The organism is Chitinophaga sp. Cy-1792 (assembly GCF_011752935.1).
Classification (GTDB): Bacteria; Bacteroidota; Bacteroidia; order Chitinophagales; family Chitinophagaceae; genus Chitinophaga.
On record NZ_VWWO01000002.1, the window covers coordinates 2,038,515 to 2,055,224 of the forward strand.

The 16,710-nt window shown below is 45.7% G+C and carries 14 protein-coding genes and 4 tRNA genes; 7 read left to right on the top strand and 11 right to left on the bottom strand.

Features of this window, described 5'->3' with window-relative positions:
• Positions 1 to 9 precede the first annotated feature (9 nt).
• The 4 genes from F3J22_RS22495 to F3J22_RS22510 all read right to left on the bottom strand — a co-directional run bounded on the left by F3J22_RS22495 (position 10) and on the right by F3J22_RS22510 (position 8,005).
• Positions 10 to 1,536, bottom strand: a complete 1,527-nt coding sequence (locus F3J22_RS22495) for a RagB/SusD family nutrient uptake outer membrane protein (protein ID WP_167020179.1) — start codon at positions 1,534 to 1,536, stop codon at positions 10 to 12.
• A gap of 23 nt (positions 1,537 to 1,559) precedes the next feature.
• Positions 1,560 to 4,637 (bottom strand): TonB-dependent receptor, encoded by a 3,078-nt coding sequence (locus tag F3J22_RS22500; RefSeq protein WP_167020180.1) that lies wholly within the window; start codon positions 4,635 to 4,637, stop codon positions 1,560 to 1,562.
• A gap of 222 nt (positions 4,638 to 4,859) precedes the next feature.
• A complete protein-coding gene (locus tag F3J22_RS22505) occupies positions 4,860 to 6,527 on the bottom strand; it encodes a tetratricopeptide repeat protein (protein ID WP_167020181.1) in 1,668 nt (555 codons plus the stop codon).
• Between the two features lie 62 nt (positions 6,528 to 6,589).
• Positions 6,590 to 8,005 carry a PLP-dependent aminotransferase family protein gene (locus tag F3J22_RS22510; RefSeq protein ID WP_167020182.1) on the bottom strand — a complete coding sequence of 472 codons (1,416 nt, stop codon included), beginning with the start codon at positions 8,003 to 8,005 and terminating at the stop codon, positions 6,590 to 6,592.
• Between the two features lie 92 nt (positions 8,006 to 8,097).
• On the opposite strand from F3J22_RS22510, the gene F3J22_RS22515 reads away from it, so the two are divergent.
• A complete protein-coding gene (locus F3J22_RS22515; RefSeq protein WP_167020183.1) occupies positions 8,098 to 8,532 on the top strand; it encodes a GNAT family N-acetyltransferase in 435 nt (144 codons plus the stop codon).
• Between the two features lie 56 nt (positions 8,533 to 8,588).
• On the opposite strand, the gene F3J22_RS22520 is transcribed toward F3J22_RS22515, so the two are convergent.
• The 4 genes from F3J22_RS22520 to F3J22_RS22535 all read right to left on the bottom strand — a co-directional run bounded on the left by F3J22_RS22520 (position 8,589) and on the right by F3J22_RS22535 (position 9,631).
• Positions 8,589 to 8,665: transfer RNA gene (locus tag F3J22_RS22520), tRNA-Arg, on the bottom strand.
• A 17-nt stretch (positions 8,666 to 8,682) separates the two neighbouring features.
• A tRNA-Arg gene (locus tag F3J22_RS22525) sits at positions 8,683 to 8,759 on the bottom strand.
• 144 nt (positions 8,760 to 8,903) lie between these two features.
• Positions 8,904 to 8,977 (bottom strand) — tRNA-Arg (locus tag F3J22_RS22530).
• 580 nt (positions 8,978 to 9,557) lie between these two features.
• Positions 9,558 to 9,631 (bottom strand) — tRNA-Arg (locus tag F3J22_RS22535).
• Positions 9,632 to 9,755: 124 nt separating this feature from the next.
• On the opposite strand from F3J22_RS22535, the gene F3J22_RS22540 reads away from it, so the two are divergent.
• Together F3J22_RS22540 and F3J22_RS22545 are read left to right on the top strand one after the other, a co-directional pair.
• Positions 9,756 to 10,229, top strand: a complete 474-nt coding sequence (locus tag F3J22_RS22540) for a 23S rRNA (pseudouridine(1915)-N(3))-methyltransferase RlmH (RefSeq protein WP_167020184.1) — start codon at positions 9,756 to 9,758, stop codon at positions 10,227 to 10,229.
• A gap of 31 nt (positions 10,230 to 10,260) precedes the next feature.
• On the top strand, positions 10,261 to 10,863 hold the full coding sequence (locus tag F3J22_RS22545; protein WP_167020185.1) for a rhomboid family intramembrane serine protease: 603 nt from the start codon (positions 10,261 to 10,263) through the stop codon (positions 10,861 to 10,863).
• Positions 10,864 to 10,933: 70 nt separating this feature from the next.
• Here F3J22_RS22545 and tilS read toward each other — a convergent pair whose 3' ends face one another.
• Together tilS and F3J22_RS22555 are read right to left on the bottom strand one after the other, a co-directional pair.
• Positions 10,934 to 12,274, bottom strand: a complete 1,341-nt coding sequence (tilS, locus tag F3J22_RS22550; RefSeq protein ID WP_167020186.1) for a tRNA lysidine(34) synthetase TilS — start codon at positions 12,272 to 12,274, stop codon at positions 10,934 to 10,936.
• 15 nt (positions 12,275 to 12,289) lie between these two features.
• Positions 12,290 to 12,601, bottom strand: coding sequence for a tetratricopeptide repeat protein (locus F3J22_RS22555; RefSeq protein WP_167020187.1), 312 nt, complete (start codon positions 12,599 to 12,601; stop codon positions 12,290 to 12,292).
• 168 nt (positions 12,602 to 12,769) lie between these two features.
• Between F3J22_RS22555 and F3J22_RS22560 the strand changes: the two genes are divergently transcribed.
• The 4 genes from F3J22_RS22560 to ispE all read left to right on the top strand — a co-directional run bounded on the left by F3J22_RS22560 (position 12,770) and on the right by ispE (position 16,219).
• Entirely contained in the window at positions 12,770 to 13,510 is a 741-nt protein-coding gene (locus F3J22_RS22560) for an electron transfer flavoprotein subunit beta/FixA family protein (protein WP_167020188.1), read from the top strand.
• 40 nt (positions 13,511 to 13,550) lie between these two features.
• On the top strand, positions 13,551 to 14,525 hold the full coding sequence (locus F3J22_RS22565; RefSeq protein WP_167020189.1) for an electron transfer flavoprotein subunit alpha/FixB family protein: 975 nt from the start codon (positions 13,551 to 13,553) through the stop codon (positions 14,523 to 14,525).
• A gap of 185 nt (positions 14,526 to 14,710) precedes the next feature.
• On the top strand, positions 14,711 to 15,313 hold the full coding sequence (locus F3J22_RS22570; RefSeq protein ID WP_167020190.1) for a bifunctional nuclease family protein: 603 nt from the start codon (positions 14,711 to 14,713) through the stop codon (positions 15,311 to 15,313).
• A gap of 96 nt (positions 15,314 to 15,409) precedes the next feature.
• Positions 15,410 to 16,219: a 4-(cytidine 5'-diphospho)-2-C-methyl-D-erythritol kinase gene (ispE, locus tag F3J22_RS22575; RefSeq protein WP_167020191.1), complete on the top strand. Its 810-nt coding sequence runs from the start codon at positions 15,410 to 15,412 to the stop codon at positions 16,217 to 16,219.
• Positions 16,220 to 16,345: 126 nt separating this feature from the next.
• Here the strand turns inward: ispE and rplT are convergent, their stop codons facing one another.
• Positions 16,346 to 16,690, bottom strand: a complete 345-nt coding sequence (gene rplT / locus F3J22_RS22580; RefSeq protein ID WP_167020192.1) for a 50S ribosomal protein L20 — start codon at positions 16,688 to 16,690, stop codon at positions 16,346 to 16,348.
• Positions 16,691 to 16,710: the final 20 nt, after the last annotated feature.

Here is a 16,710-nt window from a genome sequence, read left to right on the forward strand (position 1 = left end):
GCAAAGATTTTAATACAAATTGTTTTGCTTCAGGAGCGGATTGGTATTGATTTCTTTCAGTGGTATAGGATAGCGGATATGCTTCTCTTCTACGTAGTTACCAGCGAAAGGTTTTGCATGGTCCTGCAATAGTGTTTTGACTGGCTGTTTAGCAGTATTGCCACGGCCCCAGCGTACCAGGTCGAACCAGCGGATACCAAATTCCATGGCCAGTTCCACAGGACGTTCATGATTACGGATCTGTTGTCTGAGCTGATCTTTACTCAGGCTACCAGTGGCTAATGCGGTAGCATGACTACGAACACGTACTTCATTTACAAAGCCGATGGCCTCATCTGTTTTACCGTTTTCGTTGGCTGCTTCTGCCAGCATCAGCAGTACATCTGCATAGCGTATCAGGGAGATATTATAACCAACATAGGCACCGCTTCTGTCGTTCGGATAGGCGTACTTGTTATAGTAGGCAGGGCGTGATAAAGAAGAGGCCACATCTGCATAAGGAATCTGATTAGCGGGCGTATTCAGGTCCCACATGGTTGATTTTGGATCATCGAAGAAGATGTTGCCATAAACCCTATCGCTGTAGCCGCCATCGCTGGTTTTATCTTTTTTCATCTCCGTAACTACCCAGTCAGATGGGTAAAAAATCTCCCAGCCATCCAATGCATAAGGTCTGCCTTCAAAGTTGAAAGGATGCCTTTCATCTGACACAGAGCGGTCGCCGCTGAACTGTATCTCAAATACAGACTCAGGGCCGTTTTCCTTCGTACCGTTGAAGTTGTCTACGTAGTTGGCATTGAGGGAATATTTACCATAGATTTCTCTGAACTTGGCTTCTGCCTGTGCCCATTTTTCCTGGTACAGGTAAGTTTTTGCAAGCAGTGCTTTTGCGGCGCCTTTAGTAGCGCGACCTTTATATTCGCTCGAATAGCTTTCCGGCAGTAAGCCTTCTGCTTCTGTCAGGTCTTTTTCTATCTGTGCCCAAACTTCCACTGGTGGCGCCTGTGGCACTTGCAGCTTTGTGAGGTCTTTCTCAAATTTCAATACCAGCGGTACATTTTCAAAGCCATTCACCAGCACGAAATAATTGTAGGCGCGAAGAAATTTCGCTTCTGCTACTATCTGGCCACGCTCAGTTTCTGTCATCACGGTAATGCCAGGCACCTTTTCTATTACCTGGTTGGCTCGGCCAATACCGGCGTAGCAGGTAGCCCAAAGGTTCCATGGACCTGATTCATCAGCGCTGTTAACAAAAGCTGCGAGATTTTTCCCGTAAGGTTCATTTTTATTATTGTCGATATCATCCGCCTTGAATGCAAGCGTAGTATATACCTGCTCAAAGAAAGTCCACTTATCACCATCATGCGCCTGTAGTGCGGCATAGGTGGCGGTGATACCCTGGAGGGCATGTTGCCTGGTTGTCCAGAAGGTATTTTCTGTAAGGTTTTGTTTATCCTGCAAATCGAGGTACTTGTCCGAACAGCCGGAGAACAGCAGCACAGCAGAGAAAAACAGACCTGTTATTTTAAGTTTCATAAATCTCAGTTTAATTTTTCAGATTAGAATCCCACGTTAAGACCGAACACATAAGAGCGGCTCATTGGGTAATAACCCCTGTCTACGCCGCGGCTGAAGATTCCGGTATTAGATAAATCCGGATCGAAGCCGGTGTATTTGGTAAATGTCAGCAGGTTGTAGGCGCCGGTATAAATTCTCAGGCGGTCCAGGTGTAAGGCGGTAGCCAGTTTCTGTGGCAGGGTATATCCCAACTGGAGGTTTCTCAGGCGCAGGAAGGAAGCATCTTCCAGGTAGTAGTCTGATACGCGCATGTTTTCATTCTCATCCGCGTTGCTCAGGCGATAAATATTCGTATTGGTATTCGTTGGTGTCCAGGCATTCAGCAGGTCAGCAGAACGATAGTAGCGGTACAGGAACATTTTAGCACCGTTGTACATTTTCTGACCTTGTTTACCATTCAGGAAAATCATCAGATCAAAATTTTTGTAGCTGGCATTGAAGGTGATACCGTAATCGAGGTTAGGCAGGCCGTTGCCCATCAGCTGCTTGTCGTTATCGTCGAGCTGTCCGTCGCCATTGGTATCCACAAAGCGGAGATCCCCAGGTTTTGCGTTTGGCTGTAACAGTTCGCCGGTTTTACTTTTATAGTTATCAATTTCAGCCTGAGACTGGAATATGCCATCTGTTTTATATAAATAGAAAGATGCCAGTGATATACCTTTTTTCGTCAGTGTAGTACCGCGGTTGTTATAGTCTACATAACCATCAGCGATCACGCCTTCATCGTATCCCAGGCGAATGATTTTGTTGCGGCTGTGAGAGAGGTTCGCTGTAACGTCCCAGTGGAATTCCTTGTTGGCAGGACTTCTGTAGGTAACTGTAAACTCCCAGCCTTTATTTTCCATATCTGCGATATTGGTGAGTGGCATGGCAGTAATACCGGAAGAAGTAGGAATAGGTGTTTCCGCCAGCATGTCGCTGGTTTTAGATTTGAAGTAATCAAAACTACCGCTGATGGAGCCTTTCAGCAGACTGAAGTTCAGCCCTGCGTTGAAGGTGGCGGTCTGCTCCCACTTAATATTATTATTGGCAAGTGTGGCTGCGATAGCACCTACATATACCGGCTGGCTCAATGCGGAACCAAATGGATAGTTCAGGAAAGGATCAGAACCAGACAAGTATATTTTCGCCAGGTACTGGAAGTTGCTGACGTTCTGGTTACCCACGGTACCATAACTGGCACGTGGCTTCAGTTCTGAGATCCATGGGATGTTGAAGAAGTTTTCCTTGTGGATATTCCATCCGCCGGAAACAGAATAGAAAGTACCGTAGCGGTTCAGCGGACCAAAACGGGAAGAACCATCGCGGCGAAGGCTTCCCTGTACGAAGTATTTATCATCGTAGTTGTAGCTTGCACGGCCGAAGTAAGATTGCAACGTATTGCCGTAGTTCCAGCCGTTAACGCGGATATAATCGCTCTTACCTTCTACGATCAGGCCCGACAGCGATTCGATCAGCGGGCTGCTCAGGTGATTGCCGGCGCCGGTAGTACCCTGGCTCACGTTCTTCTCACGGGAGAAGCCATACATCGCCTTGAAGTTATGCTTACCCAGTTGCTTCTCATAGTTGAGGAGATGCGTGAAGAGAGAATATTCAGTTCTGCCACGGCTTTCGGAGCGGCTTGGATTTTCTACGAACGACAGCGCACCGAAATCATAAGGCTCCGTTTGGCTATAGCTGTAGGTATTCACTACATTCTTCCCAACGGTGAAGTTGTAGGAGAAACCCCACCAGAGTTTCAGGTCTGCCGCCACATTGAGTTGCAGGTGGTCATCTATTGACCTGCCATTCCAGAGCATTCTTTCACCCACCGGGTTACCGGAACCCAGTTCTGTTTCCGGTTTCGCATAGCCATTGATAGACGTTGGATCATAAATCCGTTTATGCGGCAACGTTTTATAAATTTCCATGATAGGCGACCAGCCAGCATTACCATCGCCGTCGGCATCACCATAGTCTTTGTTGTTAAAACGGGTATAGGCAACGATAGGCATAATTTTCAGGCGGCTGTCCAGTAATTTTATTTCACTGTTCAGGCGTACGTTATCCCTTTGAGAACCCGTGTTGATGATGGTACCGGAGTTTTCCCAGTGGCCGTAAGACAGGCGGTAGGAAAGCTTCTCAGAAGCGCCGGAAACATCCACGTCGTATTTCTGTTCGACACCTCGTTTGGTGAAGGCGCCTACCCAGTCGGAATTAGCATATTTACTATCGTCCTGTACATAGATGGGGGCGGTGGTATTGTCGTTGGCAAAGGCTTCCCGAACCACTTTGTTCATGCTCGCCTTATCCATCAGCGGCAGGTTATTGTTCAGCTGCTGGATGGAGTTATAGGCGCTGAAATTGACACGGGGCTCACCGGATTTCCCTTTTTTGGTGGTGATGATAATAACGCCACCTGCTGCGCGGGCACCGTAGATCGTGGCTGCAGAGGCGTCTTTCAGTACGCTGATAGCCTCCACATCGTTGGGGTTGATATCGTAGGCATATCCCAGCGGAATACCATCTACCACATACAACGGGTTCGCGTTGTTGATACTATTGAGGCCACGTACCAGCACTACCGGCTGGGCGGAAGGGTTGCCTGTACCGGAACTTACCACTACGCCGGGAGCTTGTCCCTGCAGCATGGTACCGATATTTCCTGCCGGCTGTTTCGCCAGGTTTTTGGTATTTACAGAAGCGATGGCAGCGGTGACATCCCCTTTTTTCTGGGTGCCATATCCGATGACGAGTACTTCATCCAGGCCTTTTACATTTTCTTCCAGGGATATTACCAGGTTCTTGCCGGTTGGTTTCACTTCTTTGGCGGCATAACCCATGGCTGATACCACCAGGATTGCATTCTCCGGAACGGCGCTAAGGGTAAAGTCGCCATTGGCATCAGTAGAGGTACCTCTGCTGGTATTTTTCAGGGCAATGCTGGCACCGGGGATCGCGTTGCCTTTAGCATCCCTCACCTTCCCTGTCAGGTTCAGGGTAGGTATCTGGGCATAGACGGTTAGCCCGGTAAATAATAGGAATAATAGTATTCCGTTTCTCCGTAGTAGTTTCCACATACGCATTTTGGTTTTTAATTCTGCTTTTTAAAATTTAACATGGACTGTCTCTCCGGACTGCGACATAGGTTAAAGTTTCTCACACGTGAATCTGGCAGTGCCGGGCAGGAAGTAAAGTAGAAAGGAAAATTCAGGGCAGCGGGGTTTGCTACCTCTATACAGGCATTACAGAGACCTCTACACGACCTCTACAAGGGGAATAACAAATTAATAATCAATAACTTAAAATTGTCGCAGGAAATCCGACAGGTTCTCTTTGTGTTCCAGGTTGAAGGCTTTCCGGAGTCGGTACCGGGCCATTTCGACTGATTTTACAGAGATATTATTGAGTGAAGCGATGTCTTTTATGGAGAGGTTTAAGCGAATCTGGGCACAAAGGCGGCGTTCATTTTCGGTAAGGTCCGGGAACTTTTGCAGCAGGTTGAAGAAGAAATCTTTGTGGATTTCATTGACGGAAAGATTAAAATCCTGGGTGTCTTTGTTGCTGTCCAGGTCGTGCTGAAATTTATGAACGAGTCGGTTGAACCTGCCGATATTTTCTGTTTTGGCGTCTCCCTTGATATCGATCACGGTAAGTTCATCGATGAAATTACGGATCATGTCGTTACGCTGGGAAATGAAGAGCGCATAATTTTTCAGGTCGTTGTCGCGGAACTCCAGTTTATTATTGAGTGATTCCTTTTCGTGAATGGCTGCTTCGAGCTCTCTTTTAATGAGTGCCTGACGCATCTCTTCCAGCTCCTTCTCCTTTTTACGCTTTTGTTTCATTTTGCTGATATACAGCAGTCCGATGACGATCACGAGCAGTACGCCTGCGGCCAGGGCGTTGCGCTGGAAGGCCCTGAGTTCTTTCTGCGCCTCGAGGGTAATGATATGGCGTTCGTTCTCCTTTGCTTCCCGTTGGATTTTCAGGGCAGATATTGCCTCGCTTTTGCTTTTGGAAAGTATCTGGTTGCGAACTTCGGTATATTCCTGCAAGGCAGAAAAGGCCTTTTTGTATTCGCCAAGGTCCTGGTAAAGTAATACGGCATTGGTCAGGTTATCCAGCAGCTTCTCTTTTCTTGTATTGGAATTGGACTGGCTGATAAGGGTACGTGCATCTGCCAGCAGTTGCTCTGCTACCGGATATTCTTTCAGTTTGATACGCGAATAGGCCATCTGATTGAGCACTTCAGCATGTGAGAGCGGATCAGCGGTACCCAGTAGCGTCAATGATTTTTGCAGATCGGCAAGGGCTTCATTGTATTTACCGAATTCATTTTCACAGATGCCTCTGTTGCTAAGTGCGCTGGCAATCATGCCTTCGCTGTGGTATTGGCTGGCAAGAGCGATGGTACTGTCGAAATATTTACGGGCGGTTTCAAATTCATCTTTGAGCAGGTATACCAGGCCTAATGCATTCAGGGCAAGGGTGATGCGGTGTTTGTTGCCCAGTTTCCTGCTGAGATCATATGCCTGCTGGTGATATTGCAGGGCGAAATAACTGTTTTCAGTATCATAGAAAATCCAGCCCAGGTTGGTATAAGCGCGCGCTATAGCGCTATCGCTACCTATGGCCTGGCAGATATCGAGGGCACTATAGCCATAGCTGAGCGCCTGGTCGTATTGGTCGTTATACAGGTAGCCCTCAGACAGATTAAGCAGCGAGGCAGCCTGCAACCCGGGATTATTTTCCCTGAGAGCAAGCAGATAGGCTTCGTTGGCCATTACAAGAGCCAGGTTGGTGGAGTCCTTATTATACCAGGCGGCAAGTGTATTGAGTGCGTTGATCCGCTCAACACTAGTCATTTTTTTATTGGAAAGCGATGTATTCAGACTGTCTACATTCAGCTGTGCTTTGGTGATATTGGCGTACAGGCAGATGGCGAATAGGTATGACCACAATTTCATTGTTGAAATGTAAGGAAATTTTTGGGGAAATGAATCACCTCCCGATCGTTTAGTACATACGCCTATATCATCATATTTACCATCTTTCCCAGCTGCTTTAATTTTTGTCGTACTTCATCTGTCAGCAATAAGCCCAGGGAAAGGCGCATACAGTTTTCATATTGATGCTGCAACGTGAACATTCTGCCGGGAGCGATGCTGATTTTCTGTTTGATGGCAATATCAAATAATGCGGTGGTGTCTACATTTCTGTTAAACTCCACCCACATGGCGAGTCCGCCCTGTGGCCTGCTTACCCTGGTGTCTGCGGGAAAATATTCCGCGACTGCATTCACATATTGGATGTAATTCTGTTGGACCATGGCGCGCATTTTACGGAGATGATGATCATACCTTCCTGTTTTAAGAAAGTTGGCGATGGCTTCCTGTGTAATAGCGGAAGATGATATCGCGTGTACCAGTTTTAATTTAAGCAGCTGTTCCTTATATTTTCCCGGAGCTACCCACCCTACCCGATAGCCAGGGGCAAGGGTTTTAGAGAAGGAACTACATAAAAGCACATTTCCTTCCCGATCAAATGTTTTACAACACTTAGGCCGGTGTGTACCGAAGTAGAGCTCTCCATATATATCATCTTCAATCAGCGGGATATTATGTTTTGCCAATAGTTTTACTACTGCTTTTTTGTTTTCTTCCGGCATACAACTACCTAATGGCGTATTGAAGTTGGGCACCAGCAGGCAAATATCTATTTTATCAATTCGATTTTTTAATGTGGCAATATCAAGTCCTGTAACTGGATGAGTAGGTATTTCCATCACCTTCAAACCCAGGCTTCTGGCCAGTTGCAGACTACCGGGATAGCAGGGGCTTTCCATGGCGATGGTGTCGCCTGGTTTAGTGAGTGCCATCAGGCAGAAAGATATTGCATTCATGCCACCAGCCGTCGTAATCAAATCATCTTCCTGGAGATGACCACCCCAGGAGATAGCGCGTGCAGCAATCATTCTACGCAGCAGGTCATTTCCCTGCAGCTGCTCATAGGCGGTACCACTTGCCGGGAGCGCCCTGGTGGCATTCACAATTTCCTTATTCAGTTTAGCCAGCGGAAGGAATTCTTTTGCAGGCGCTCCTATAGAAAAAAGTGTCAGGTCTTTTTTGCCCATGGTGCTGTAAACTTTCCGGATCAGTTCATCCGGTTCGCTGGTACGGCCCGATGGCAGGGGATTCGTCAACGCTGGCAGTGGCAGGCGCTGATAGGGCAACTGGCATACAAAATAGCCCGACTGTGGCCTTGATTCAATCAGCGACTGTGCTTCCAGTTCCCAGAAAACTCTTTTTGCCGTATTCATGCTGATGTTATGCTCCTTGCATAACATTCTCACAGAAGGCAGGCGATCACCCGCCTTTAATACTTTGTCTTTAATAAGCCGTGCAATCTTGCCCGATATGTCTATATAGAGAAAGTCTGTTTTCATACCTAAAATTAACTGTATCCATCTATATATACAAAACTGAGACTGTATCCATCACTGCCAGCGAAATAACTTTGCTATATAAATCATTAAAAATGGAGAACGTAGTAATCAGAACAGGAAAAGAACATATGGACGTGGCAGCGGTGCATCATTTTCTAAGCGTGATATCGTATTGGGCCCGCGGCATCTCGTATGAGCTGGTAGACCATTCCCTCAGTAACTCTTTTTGCGTGGGTGCGTTCCTGGATGGGCGGCAGATTGGTTTTGGAAGAGTCATTACAGATTATGCGACATTTGGCTGGCTGGCAGATTTCTGGGTATCACCAGCATTTCAGGGTAAGGGTGTGGCCAAAAAAATGTTATCGGAAGTGCTGGAGCAAGACTGGGCGAAGCGTTTGAGAAGGACCATGCTGAATACAAGCGATGCGCATGGTCTTTATCGTCAGTTTGGATTTACGGCGCTTAAAAGTCCGGACAATATCCTGGAGATATACCGGCCGGATATTCATTTACAGCTTCCGTTGTAAAATCATCCGGAACCTTGTTAAAAGCAGAAAAGCTTCCATGGTGGAAGCTTTTCTTGTGGTGACCGCGTCAGGATTCAAACCTGAAACCTTCTGATCCGTAGTCAGATGCTCTATTCAATTGAGCTACGCAGCCTTATTCTGCATTCTTATTGGTGACCGCGTTAGGATTCAAACCTAAAACCTTCTGATCCGTAGTCAGATGCTCTATTCAGTTGAGCTACGCAGCCAATTCCCGTATTGGGACTACAAAAGTAGTATTTTATTTTTATCTAACAAATTTATTTTCAACTTTTTATGAATTAAAAATATTTTGTAAGAATTAAAGAACTTGTAAAAAAATGCTGTCTATCAGAGACAGCATTTTGTTTTTGTGACCGCGTCAGGATTCAAACCTGAAACCTTCTGATCCGTAGTCAGATGCTCTATTCAGTTGAGCTACGCAGCCATTCCTCGTTGAAGGGGTTGCAAATGTATGATTAGTTTTTAATTTGACAAATATTTTTCAAACATTTTTTCCAACTTGTACTATCGTCAACACCTATACGTTAAAATCATTTTCTACCAAACACCGTACAGCATTGCATTTCAGCGGCAAAAACAAATACTTGGTATAGTGCGCAGACTTTTATAAATTTAGAAAAATATGTGCAGGTATAGCAGCATAAAGTATCATAAAAAGCTTTTACTACTCCCCTGCTTCTGATATTCACGTTATTATTTACATTGGTTACAATCAATTTGTATCGCTTACAGAAACCCATATGACACCAGGAAAAAGAACTCAATCCTTAAAGCGGCTACTTGCTATTGAACTCATCATCGTTTTCGTTGCATTGCTTGCATACGTCCTGTTATCGAAATAAGGATGGCATTAACCTTTTCATTCATCCAACCGGCGTCTTGCAGCGACGGCTGATAATCTTATGCATCTATGTAAAAAAGAAAAGCGCCCAAAGGCGCTTTATAAATTTACGGGCATAAAAAAAGCCGCTTTGCAGCGGCCGTCTTATTTTTCATTTTTTCTGTGACCGCGTCAGGATTCAAACCTGAAACCTTCTGATCCGTAGTCAGATGCTCTATTCAGTTGAGCTACGCAGCCGTTCCATTTGTGATGGGATTGCAAAGGTAATAACTTTTTCCGTTCTACCAAATTCTTTGCTAAAAATTCCTGTAATTTTCTGATTTACACTTACTTTTACAATTATAACAAACAGTAATAACAAGTGAAGATTCAACTCTGGAGCATAGGAAAAGAGCATGATGCCTACATCAAAGACGGGATGGAAGTATTCCAGAAACGCCTGAAACATTATGTGGATTTCGAGGTAAAACTAATCCCGACCGTAAAACAGGCCGCCAGTCTTTCCGTTCCGGAACTCAAAAAACAGGAAGCTAAAATTATTCTGGACCTCTTACAACCAACAGATTTCCTGCTGGCACTGGATGAAAAGGGAAAGTCGATGACCACTGTGCAATTTGCGGATTTCCTGCAGCAACGCACCAATGCCGGCACCCGGCAGCTGATCATATTAATTGGCGGCGCTTTCGGGATAGACCAGTCGGTACTGCAACGCGCACAACTGACCATGTCCCTCTCCCCGCTCACATTTCCACACCAACTGGTACGCCTGATCTTTACAGAACAACTTTATCGTGCATATACTGTTCTTAACAGAGAGAAATATCATCATCAATAACTACATTTACATATTATAAGAACCCAGGACTATGTCTACGACTTTAATATTAATCATCATCACTTGTGTAATATCACTTACCTCTCTGAATAATGGCGGACAGTGGGACAAACTGGCCATGAAGCCATACAATGTAAGGCACAACAACGAATGGTATCGCATGATTACCGGCGGCTTCGTACATGTGGATATGATGCACCTGTTCTTCAACATGCTTACCCTGTATTTCTTTGGAAGTTATGCAGACAGGCTGCTGACAGGCATTACCGATACCCGGGCCACTTATCTTTTTTTCTATCTGATCGCGATAGTAGTAGGTAACATTCCGGACTACTTCAAGTATAAGGACTATAGTGGTTTTACTTCCTGTGGTGCTTCCGGTGCGGTTTCGGCTACCTTATTTACTTCTATATTGATTGCACCATGGCAGATGATCGGTGTATTTTTTATCCCGGTGCCAGGCATTCTCTTCGCGGTATTATATCTTGCCTATTCTTCGTATATGGCTAAACGTGGTGGAGACAATATCGGGCATGCGGCGCACTTATGGGGATCTATCTTCGGTTTCATTGCACCGATATTCCTTGACCATTCCTTACTCCAGCATTTTATTGATGCCTTGCTGCGCAGATAATACAAGCAGCTGTATAAAAAAATGTCTCTCCCTATTTTATAGAGAGAGACATTTTTTTTATACCTGCATTTTATTTTTGTAATTGTATGGAGATGATTTCCGAGGTAGAAGGCAACACCTTCGCCCTGTCATCAATGCGCATGCCTACGATCCATAATATGCGTTTCTGCGATTCCAGTACCCACACCTGTTCCTTTTGAGGAATGGAGAGTTTCTGGTCAATAAAGAACCTGCTCAGTTTTTTCTTCTTGCGCATACCTAACGGATAGAAGTAATCTCCCTGTTTCCATTTACGAAGGATGAGCGGAAACACCACCTGGGAAGCATCCAGCCATGCAACATCTGCCGACTGCGGAATACTGCCGGCATGTTGCTTTTCTATGGTACGGAACTGTAATTGTCCGCCGCCAAAATGCACATGTGATTGTTCTTCACTGATGGCCACCACCGGCGATTCATCTGCCTGCACAGGCGTGATCATCAGCCATGCACGGTTTCTGATGACGCGGTGGGTGCTGGTTTCTACGTATCTTCCTGATTCACTCTCCAGCAAATTTAAAACCTGCGGCAGTTGGTTGGAAGTACATCCAAACTCCCGGAATATTTCCCAGGCAATGGTTTGCAGTGGTACTGATTTCTGTAATTTCAATACGGGTATCAGCCAGTTTTCACCCTGTTGGGTGAGCAGACTTTTTTTATGCCGGCCTAACGCTTCCTGGTAAAGGATTTCAGCCTCCTTCATCTTTTCGATGCTCGCCGCCATATTTTTTACCGCAGCCGGCATGCTTTCCTGCATCATAGGAATAACATGATGGCGGAAGAAATTACGTGTATACTTATCCGTTGCATTGGAGCTGTCTTCCACGAAAGTCAGCTGCCGGCGCGCAGCCCAGGCCAGCAAAGTATCTTTCTCCGCAAACAGCAGCGGACGGATAATCTTGTCGGTTTTAGGTAGTATACCGTGCAAACCTGCGATGCCGGTACCTTTCACAAAGTTCATCAGCGCCGTTTCAACGCTGTCCTGCAGATGATGTGCCGTTGCAATATAGGCGTAACCGTTAGTACTGCGGATTTCTTCCAGCCATTGATAGCGGAGTTCCCGGGCAGCGATCTGAATGGATACTTTATTGGAAGTGGCATAGGCTTCCGTATCGAAGCGGGTTTCGTGGAAAGGCATTTCCAGTTTTTCGGCCAGGTTGCGTACAAAATTTTCGTCGCGTACAGATTCTTCTTCACGGAGCTGAAAATTGCAATGGGCAATACCTGCCAGCAGACCGGCCTCTTTGAAAAGACTGGCCATTACCATAGAATCGACACCGCCGCTTACCGCCAGCAGTATCTTCTGAGAAGGATCAAACAGGAAATGTTCCCTGATAAAATTGAGTAAATTATTAAGCAGTTGATGCGGCATTCTTAGATTGTTGCATTAATAAACCAGGTCCTCGTAGGCAGCCTGTAATTCATTATAGGTATGTCTTTCGTTGGCAGCTTTGGCCATCTCCATCCCTTTCTCATAGGTTTTAACAGCAGCGTCATTGTCGCCCGCCCGCTCCAGTAATTTACCAAGATGGTAATAGGAGCCGGTGTAACCTGGTTCATATGCCAGTAATTCCTCAAATAATTTCCTGGCGGATATATCATCTCCAAGTTTAATATATTCCAGGGCCAGCGCATGTTTCAGGAAACTGTCGTTTGGAGAGCTTTCCAGGAACTGCTTTAACTGTGCGATTCTGTCCATCCTGCAAATATGTTTATAAATTTCTGTAAATCAACCAAAAAGCTAAATATATTATATTATACCCGGATATAATTACCTGATTAAAATCATCCCTGGATGATGCGGTTAGCATATATTATTTAGATATATTTGCTAATACCGCATTATTAAACAAAACAGTTTACGGCCATGAAGATTTTAGTATGTATCAGTAAGACTCCGGACACGACTGCAAAAATAGCTTTCACGGACAATAACACGAAATTCAATGAAGCTGGTGTCCAGTTTATAATTAACCCATATGATGAATGGTATGCCTTGGTGAGAGCGCTGGAGCTGAAAGAAACCATTGGTGCGGATGTACACCTGATTACTGTAGGCGGTGCAGACTGCGATCCTATTATTCGCAAGGCGCTGGCATTGGGAGGAGATCATGCCTACAGGATCAATGCGAACAGCGGAGATAGTTTTTATATTGCCTCACAGATAGCAGCACATGCAAAAGCCAACCAGTATGATATCGTATTTACCGGTAAAGAAACCATTGATTTCAATGGTTCCGGCATTGGTGGTATGGTAGCGGAACTGCTGGAATTGCCTTATGTATCTATAGCAGCAAAATTTGACCTGGATGGCAATAAAGCCACCATCGCCAGAGAGATTGAAGGTGGTGAAGAAGTATGTGAAGTAGAACTGCCGGTAGTAGTATCCTGTCAGAAAGGTATGGCAGAAGCGCGTATCCCTAATATGCGTGGTATCATGGCAGCTAAAACCAAACCATTGACAGTAACCGAACCGGTGGATGCACCAACCCTGACAAGTGTTGTCAGCTTTGAACTGCCTCCTGCCAAAAGCGGCGTAAAACTGATCAGTCCTGACAATGTAGAGGAGCTGGTTACTTTACTGCACGAAGAAGCAAAAGTGATCTAATCACACCGGTACACCATTTCACCACTTCAAATTTAGACACATGTCAGTATTAATATTCGCCGATCAGGCAGAAGGAAAAATAAAAAAAGCAGCATTTGAAGCCATATCCTATGGCGCAAAAGTAGCTGCACAATTAGGTACCACAGCAACTGCACTTGTGCTGGGCGCAGCTGATGCTGCTGAACTGGCTGCCCTGGGTAACTATGGCGCCACCAAAGTATTACATGCCGCCGATGCCCGCCTGCATGAAGTAGAAAGCACTGTGTATACTAAAATAGTAGCAGAAGCAGCAGAAAAAGAGAATGCCATTGTTATCATCTTCCCACATAATTTCGATGGCAAGGCGATCGCACCACGCGTATCAGCAAGGCTGAAAGCAGGCCTGGTGGCTGGCGCTATCTCCTACCCTGATACCAGCAATGGCTTTGTGGTAAAGAAAAGCGTGTTTTCCGGAAAAGCTTTTGCGAATGTAAACATCACTTCAGACAAGAAAATCATCTCCATTATACCTAATACATTCCCGGTAAATACCGGTACTGCAACTGCCAGCGTAGAAGCATTTGCTCCCGCTATCAATGATGCAGACTTTAAGGTAAAAGTGGTGAAGAAAAATACCCTGAGCGGAGAAATTCCGTTGACAGAGGCAGAAATCATCGTATCTGGTGGCCGTGGTCTGAAAGGACCGGAAAACTGGGGTATCGTGGAAGATCTGGCGCATGCACTCGGTGCAGCAACGGCCAGCTCCCGCCCGGTGGCAGATGCCGGCTGGCGTCCACACCACGAACACGTAGGACAAACAGGCCTGACCGTACGTCCTAACCTCTATATTGCCATCGGTATTTCCGGCGCTATCCAGCACCTGGCCGGGGTAAACGGCAGTAAGGTCATTGTCGTAATCAACAAAGATCCGGAGGCACCATTCTTCAAGGCAGCCGACTACGGCATTGTAGGCGATGCCTTTGAAATAGTACCCAAACTGACTGCCGCTGTTAAAAAATACAAAGGCATCAGCTGATAATATCCAGGAATTACAGGGAGATGATGACCGCAAGGCGTATGCATCATCTCCCTGCAATTTTGTAGTTGTGCGCTGGAAAATATACTTTGTGCCCCAAGAATCATTACAGTTTTTTTTTAGATAAGGAATAATTTTCTAACTTCACGGTCTTATAAAACCTTCAGCGACAACGCAAGACAGATATGAGAAAAATAGAACTGGAAATAGTTGCTTTATCGCACAGCATTACGCAAACTCATTCATATGCCGTGGTATTGGGAGAGGTAAATGGTTTACGCCGTTTACCCATAGTTATTGGGGGCTTTGAAGCGCAAGCGATTGCCGTAGCGCTGGAGAAAATGCAACCCAGCCGTCCGCTTACCCACGATCTGATGAAAAACTTCATGAATGCCTTTAACGTCGAATTGCATGAAGTAGTGATCAGCAACCTTCAGGAAGGCATTTTTTATTCCAAGCTCATCTGTTCCAATAACGACGAAACGATAGAAATTGATTCCAGAACTTCCGATGCGCTTGCCTTAGCGGTACGTTTCGGCTGCCCTATTTATACTTTCGAAAATATCCTCAATAGTGCCGGCATCCTACTGGACGATCCGGCGGGCAAAAAGACCGTTAAATCTTCTTCCACTCCAACTATCCAGGAGCACGAAAAAGGTGCCGAAGATGACCTGAAAGCACTCAATCTGGACGAACTGCAAACGCTGTTACAGGAAGTACTTGAACAGGAGGACTATATCCGGGCCATTGCCATCCGCGATGAAATCAACAGCCGAAAAAGCAAATAATCCCAGCTTACCACTCAATAATCCTTCCGGCGGGCTTTAGGTAGTCTGTCTGCTGTTTAATTGATGTAAGTCCAGACCCATAACACACTACAAGCTATGGTAGTATTTCCCAACTGCAAGATCAATCTTGGATTAAATATCACCGCAAAGCGTCCGGATGGGTTTCATGACCTGGAAACCATCTTCTACCCTGTGCCGGTAAAGGATGCACTGGAGGTACTGGCAGCGCCATCAGTCCGTTTTGAAAGCAGTGGCATCCCCATTCCCGGTGATGCAGACAGCAACCTCTGCCTGAAGGCATACTATTTGCTGAAGCAGGACTTTCCGGAGATTGCCCCTGTACAGATACATCTTCACAAACATATACCTATAGGCGCCGGCCTTGGTGGCGGCTCATCAGATGCAGCCTTCGTGCTGAAGCTGATGAATGACAAGCTGCAGCTGGGATTGGATACAGCCGCACTGATTAATTATGCCGCGCAGTTAGGTAGCGACTGTCCGTTTTTTATACTCAACGAGCCCTGTTTTGCAACTGGCCGTGGTGAAATACTGGAGCCGGTAGCGCTGGACTTGAGTGGTTACAGTATGTTGCTGGTTTATCCGGGGATACATGTCAATACCGGCTGGGCCTTCCGGCAGCTGACGCCACAGGCGCCCAAACATTCACTGAAGGAGCTGGTACAGTTACCTGTTGCTGAATGGCGGGGAAAGATTACTAATGATTTCGAGTTACCGGTATTTGAATCTTATCCGGTTATAGGTCAGATAAAAGAGCGAATGTATAACAGTGGCGCCGTTCATGCGAGTATGAGCGGCAGTGGTTCGGCTGTTTTGGGTATTTTTCCGAAGGGTGCTGTACCGGAATTGAGCTGGCAGGAAGAATACCAGGTATTTAGTATCAGGTAGATGATCTACAGATATAAAGATATTTTGCAAAGTCTCCTTCGGGAGGCTTTTTTTATTGCGCACAAAAAAGCCCCTCTACGATGTAGAGGGGCCCTTTTAAGTATTTACGATCAGATAGAAGGTAAATTACTTTACAGAAGCAACCAGGCTTTTGAAAGTTGCTGGTTCATTCATAGCCAGGTCAGCCAGAACTTTTCTGTTCAGTTCGATACCTTTACCTGCTAATTTGTTCATGAAAACAGAATAGGTCAGACCTTCTGCTCTTACTGCAGCGTTGATACGAGCGATCCACAGCTGACGGTAATTTCTTTTCTTTAATTTACGACCTACGTAGCTGTAAGTAAGACCTTTTTCAAGGACGTTTTTGGCTACGGTGTAAACATTCTTCCTTTTGCCATAGAAGCCTTTGGCTTGCTTTAAGATCCTTTTTCTGCGGGCTCTTGAAGCTACGGCATTAACTGAACGAGGCATGTCTTGTTTTTTTTCTCAGG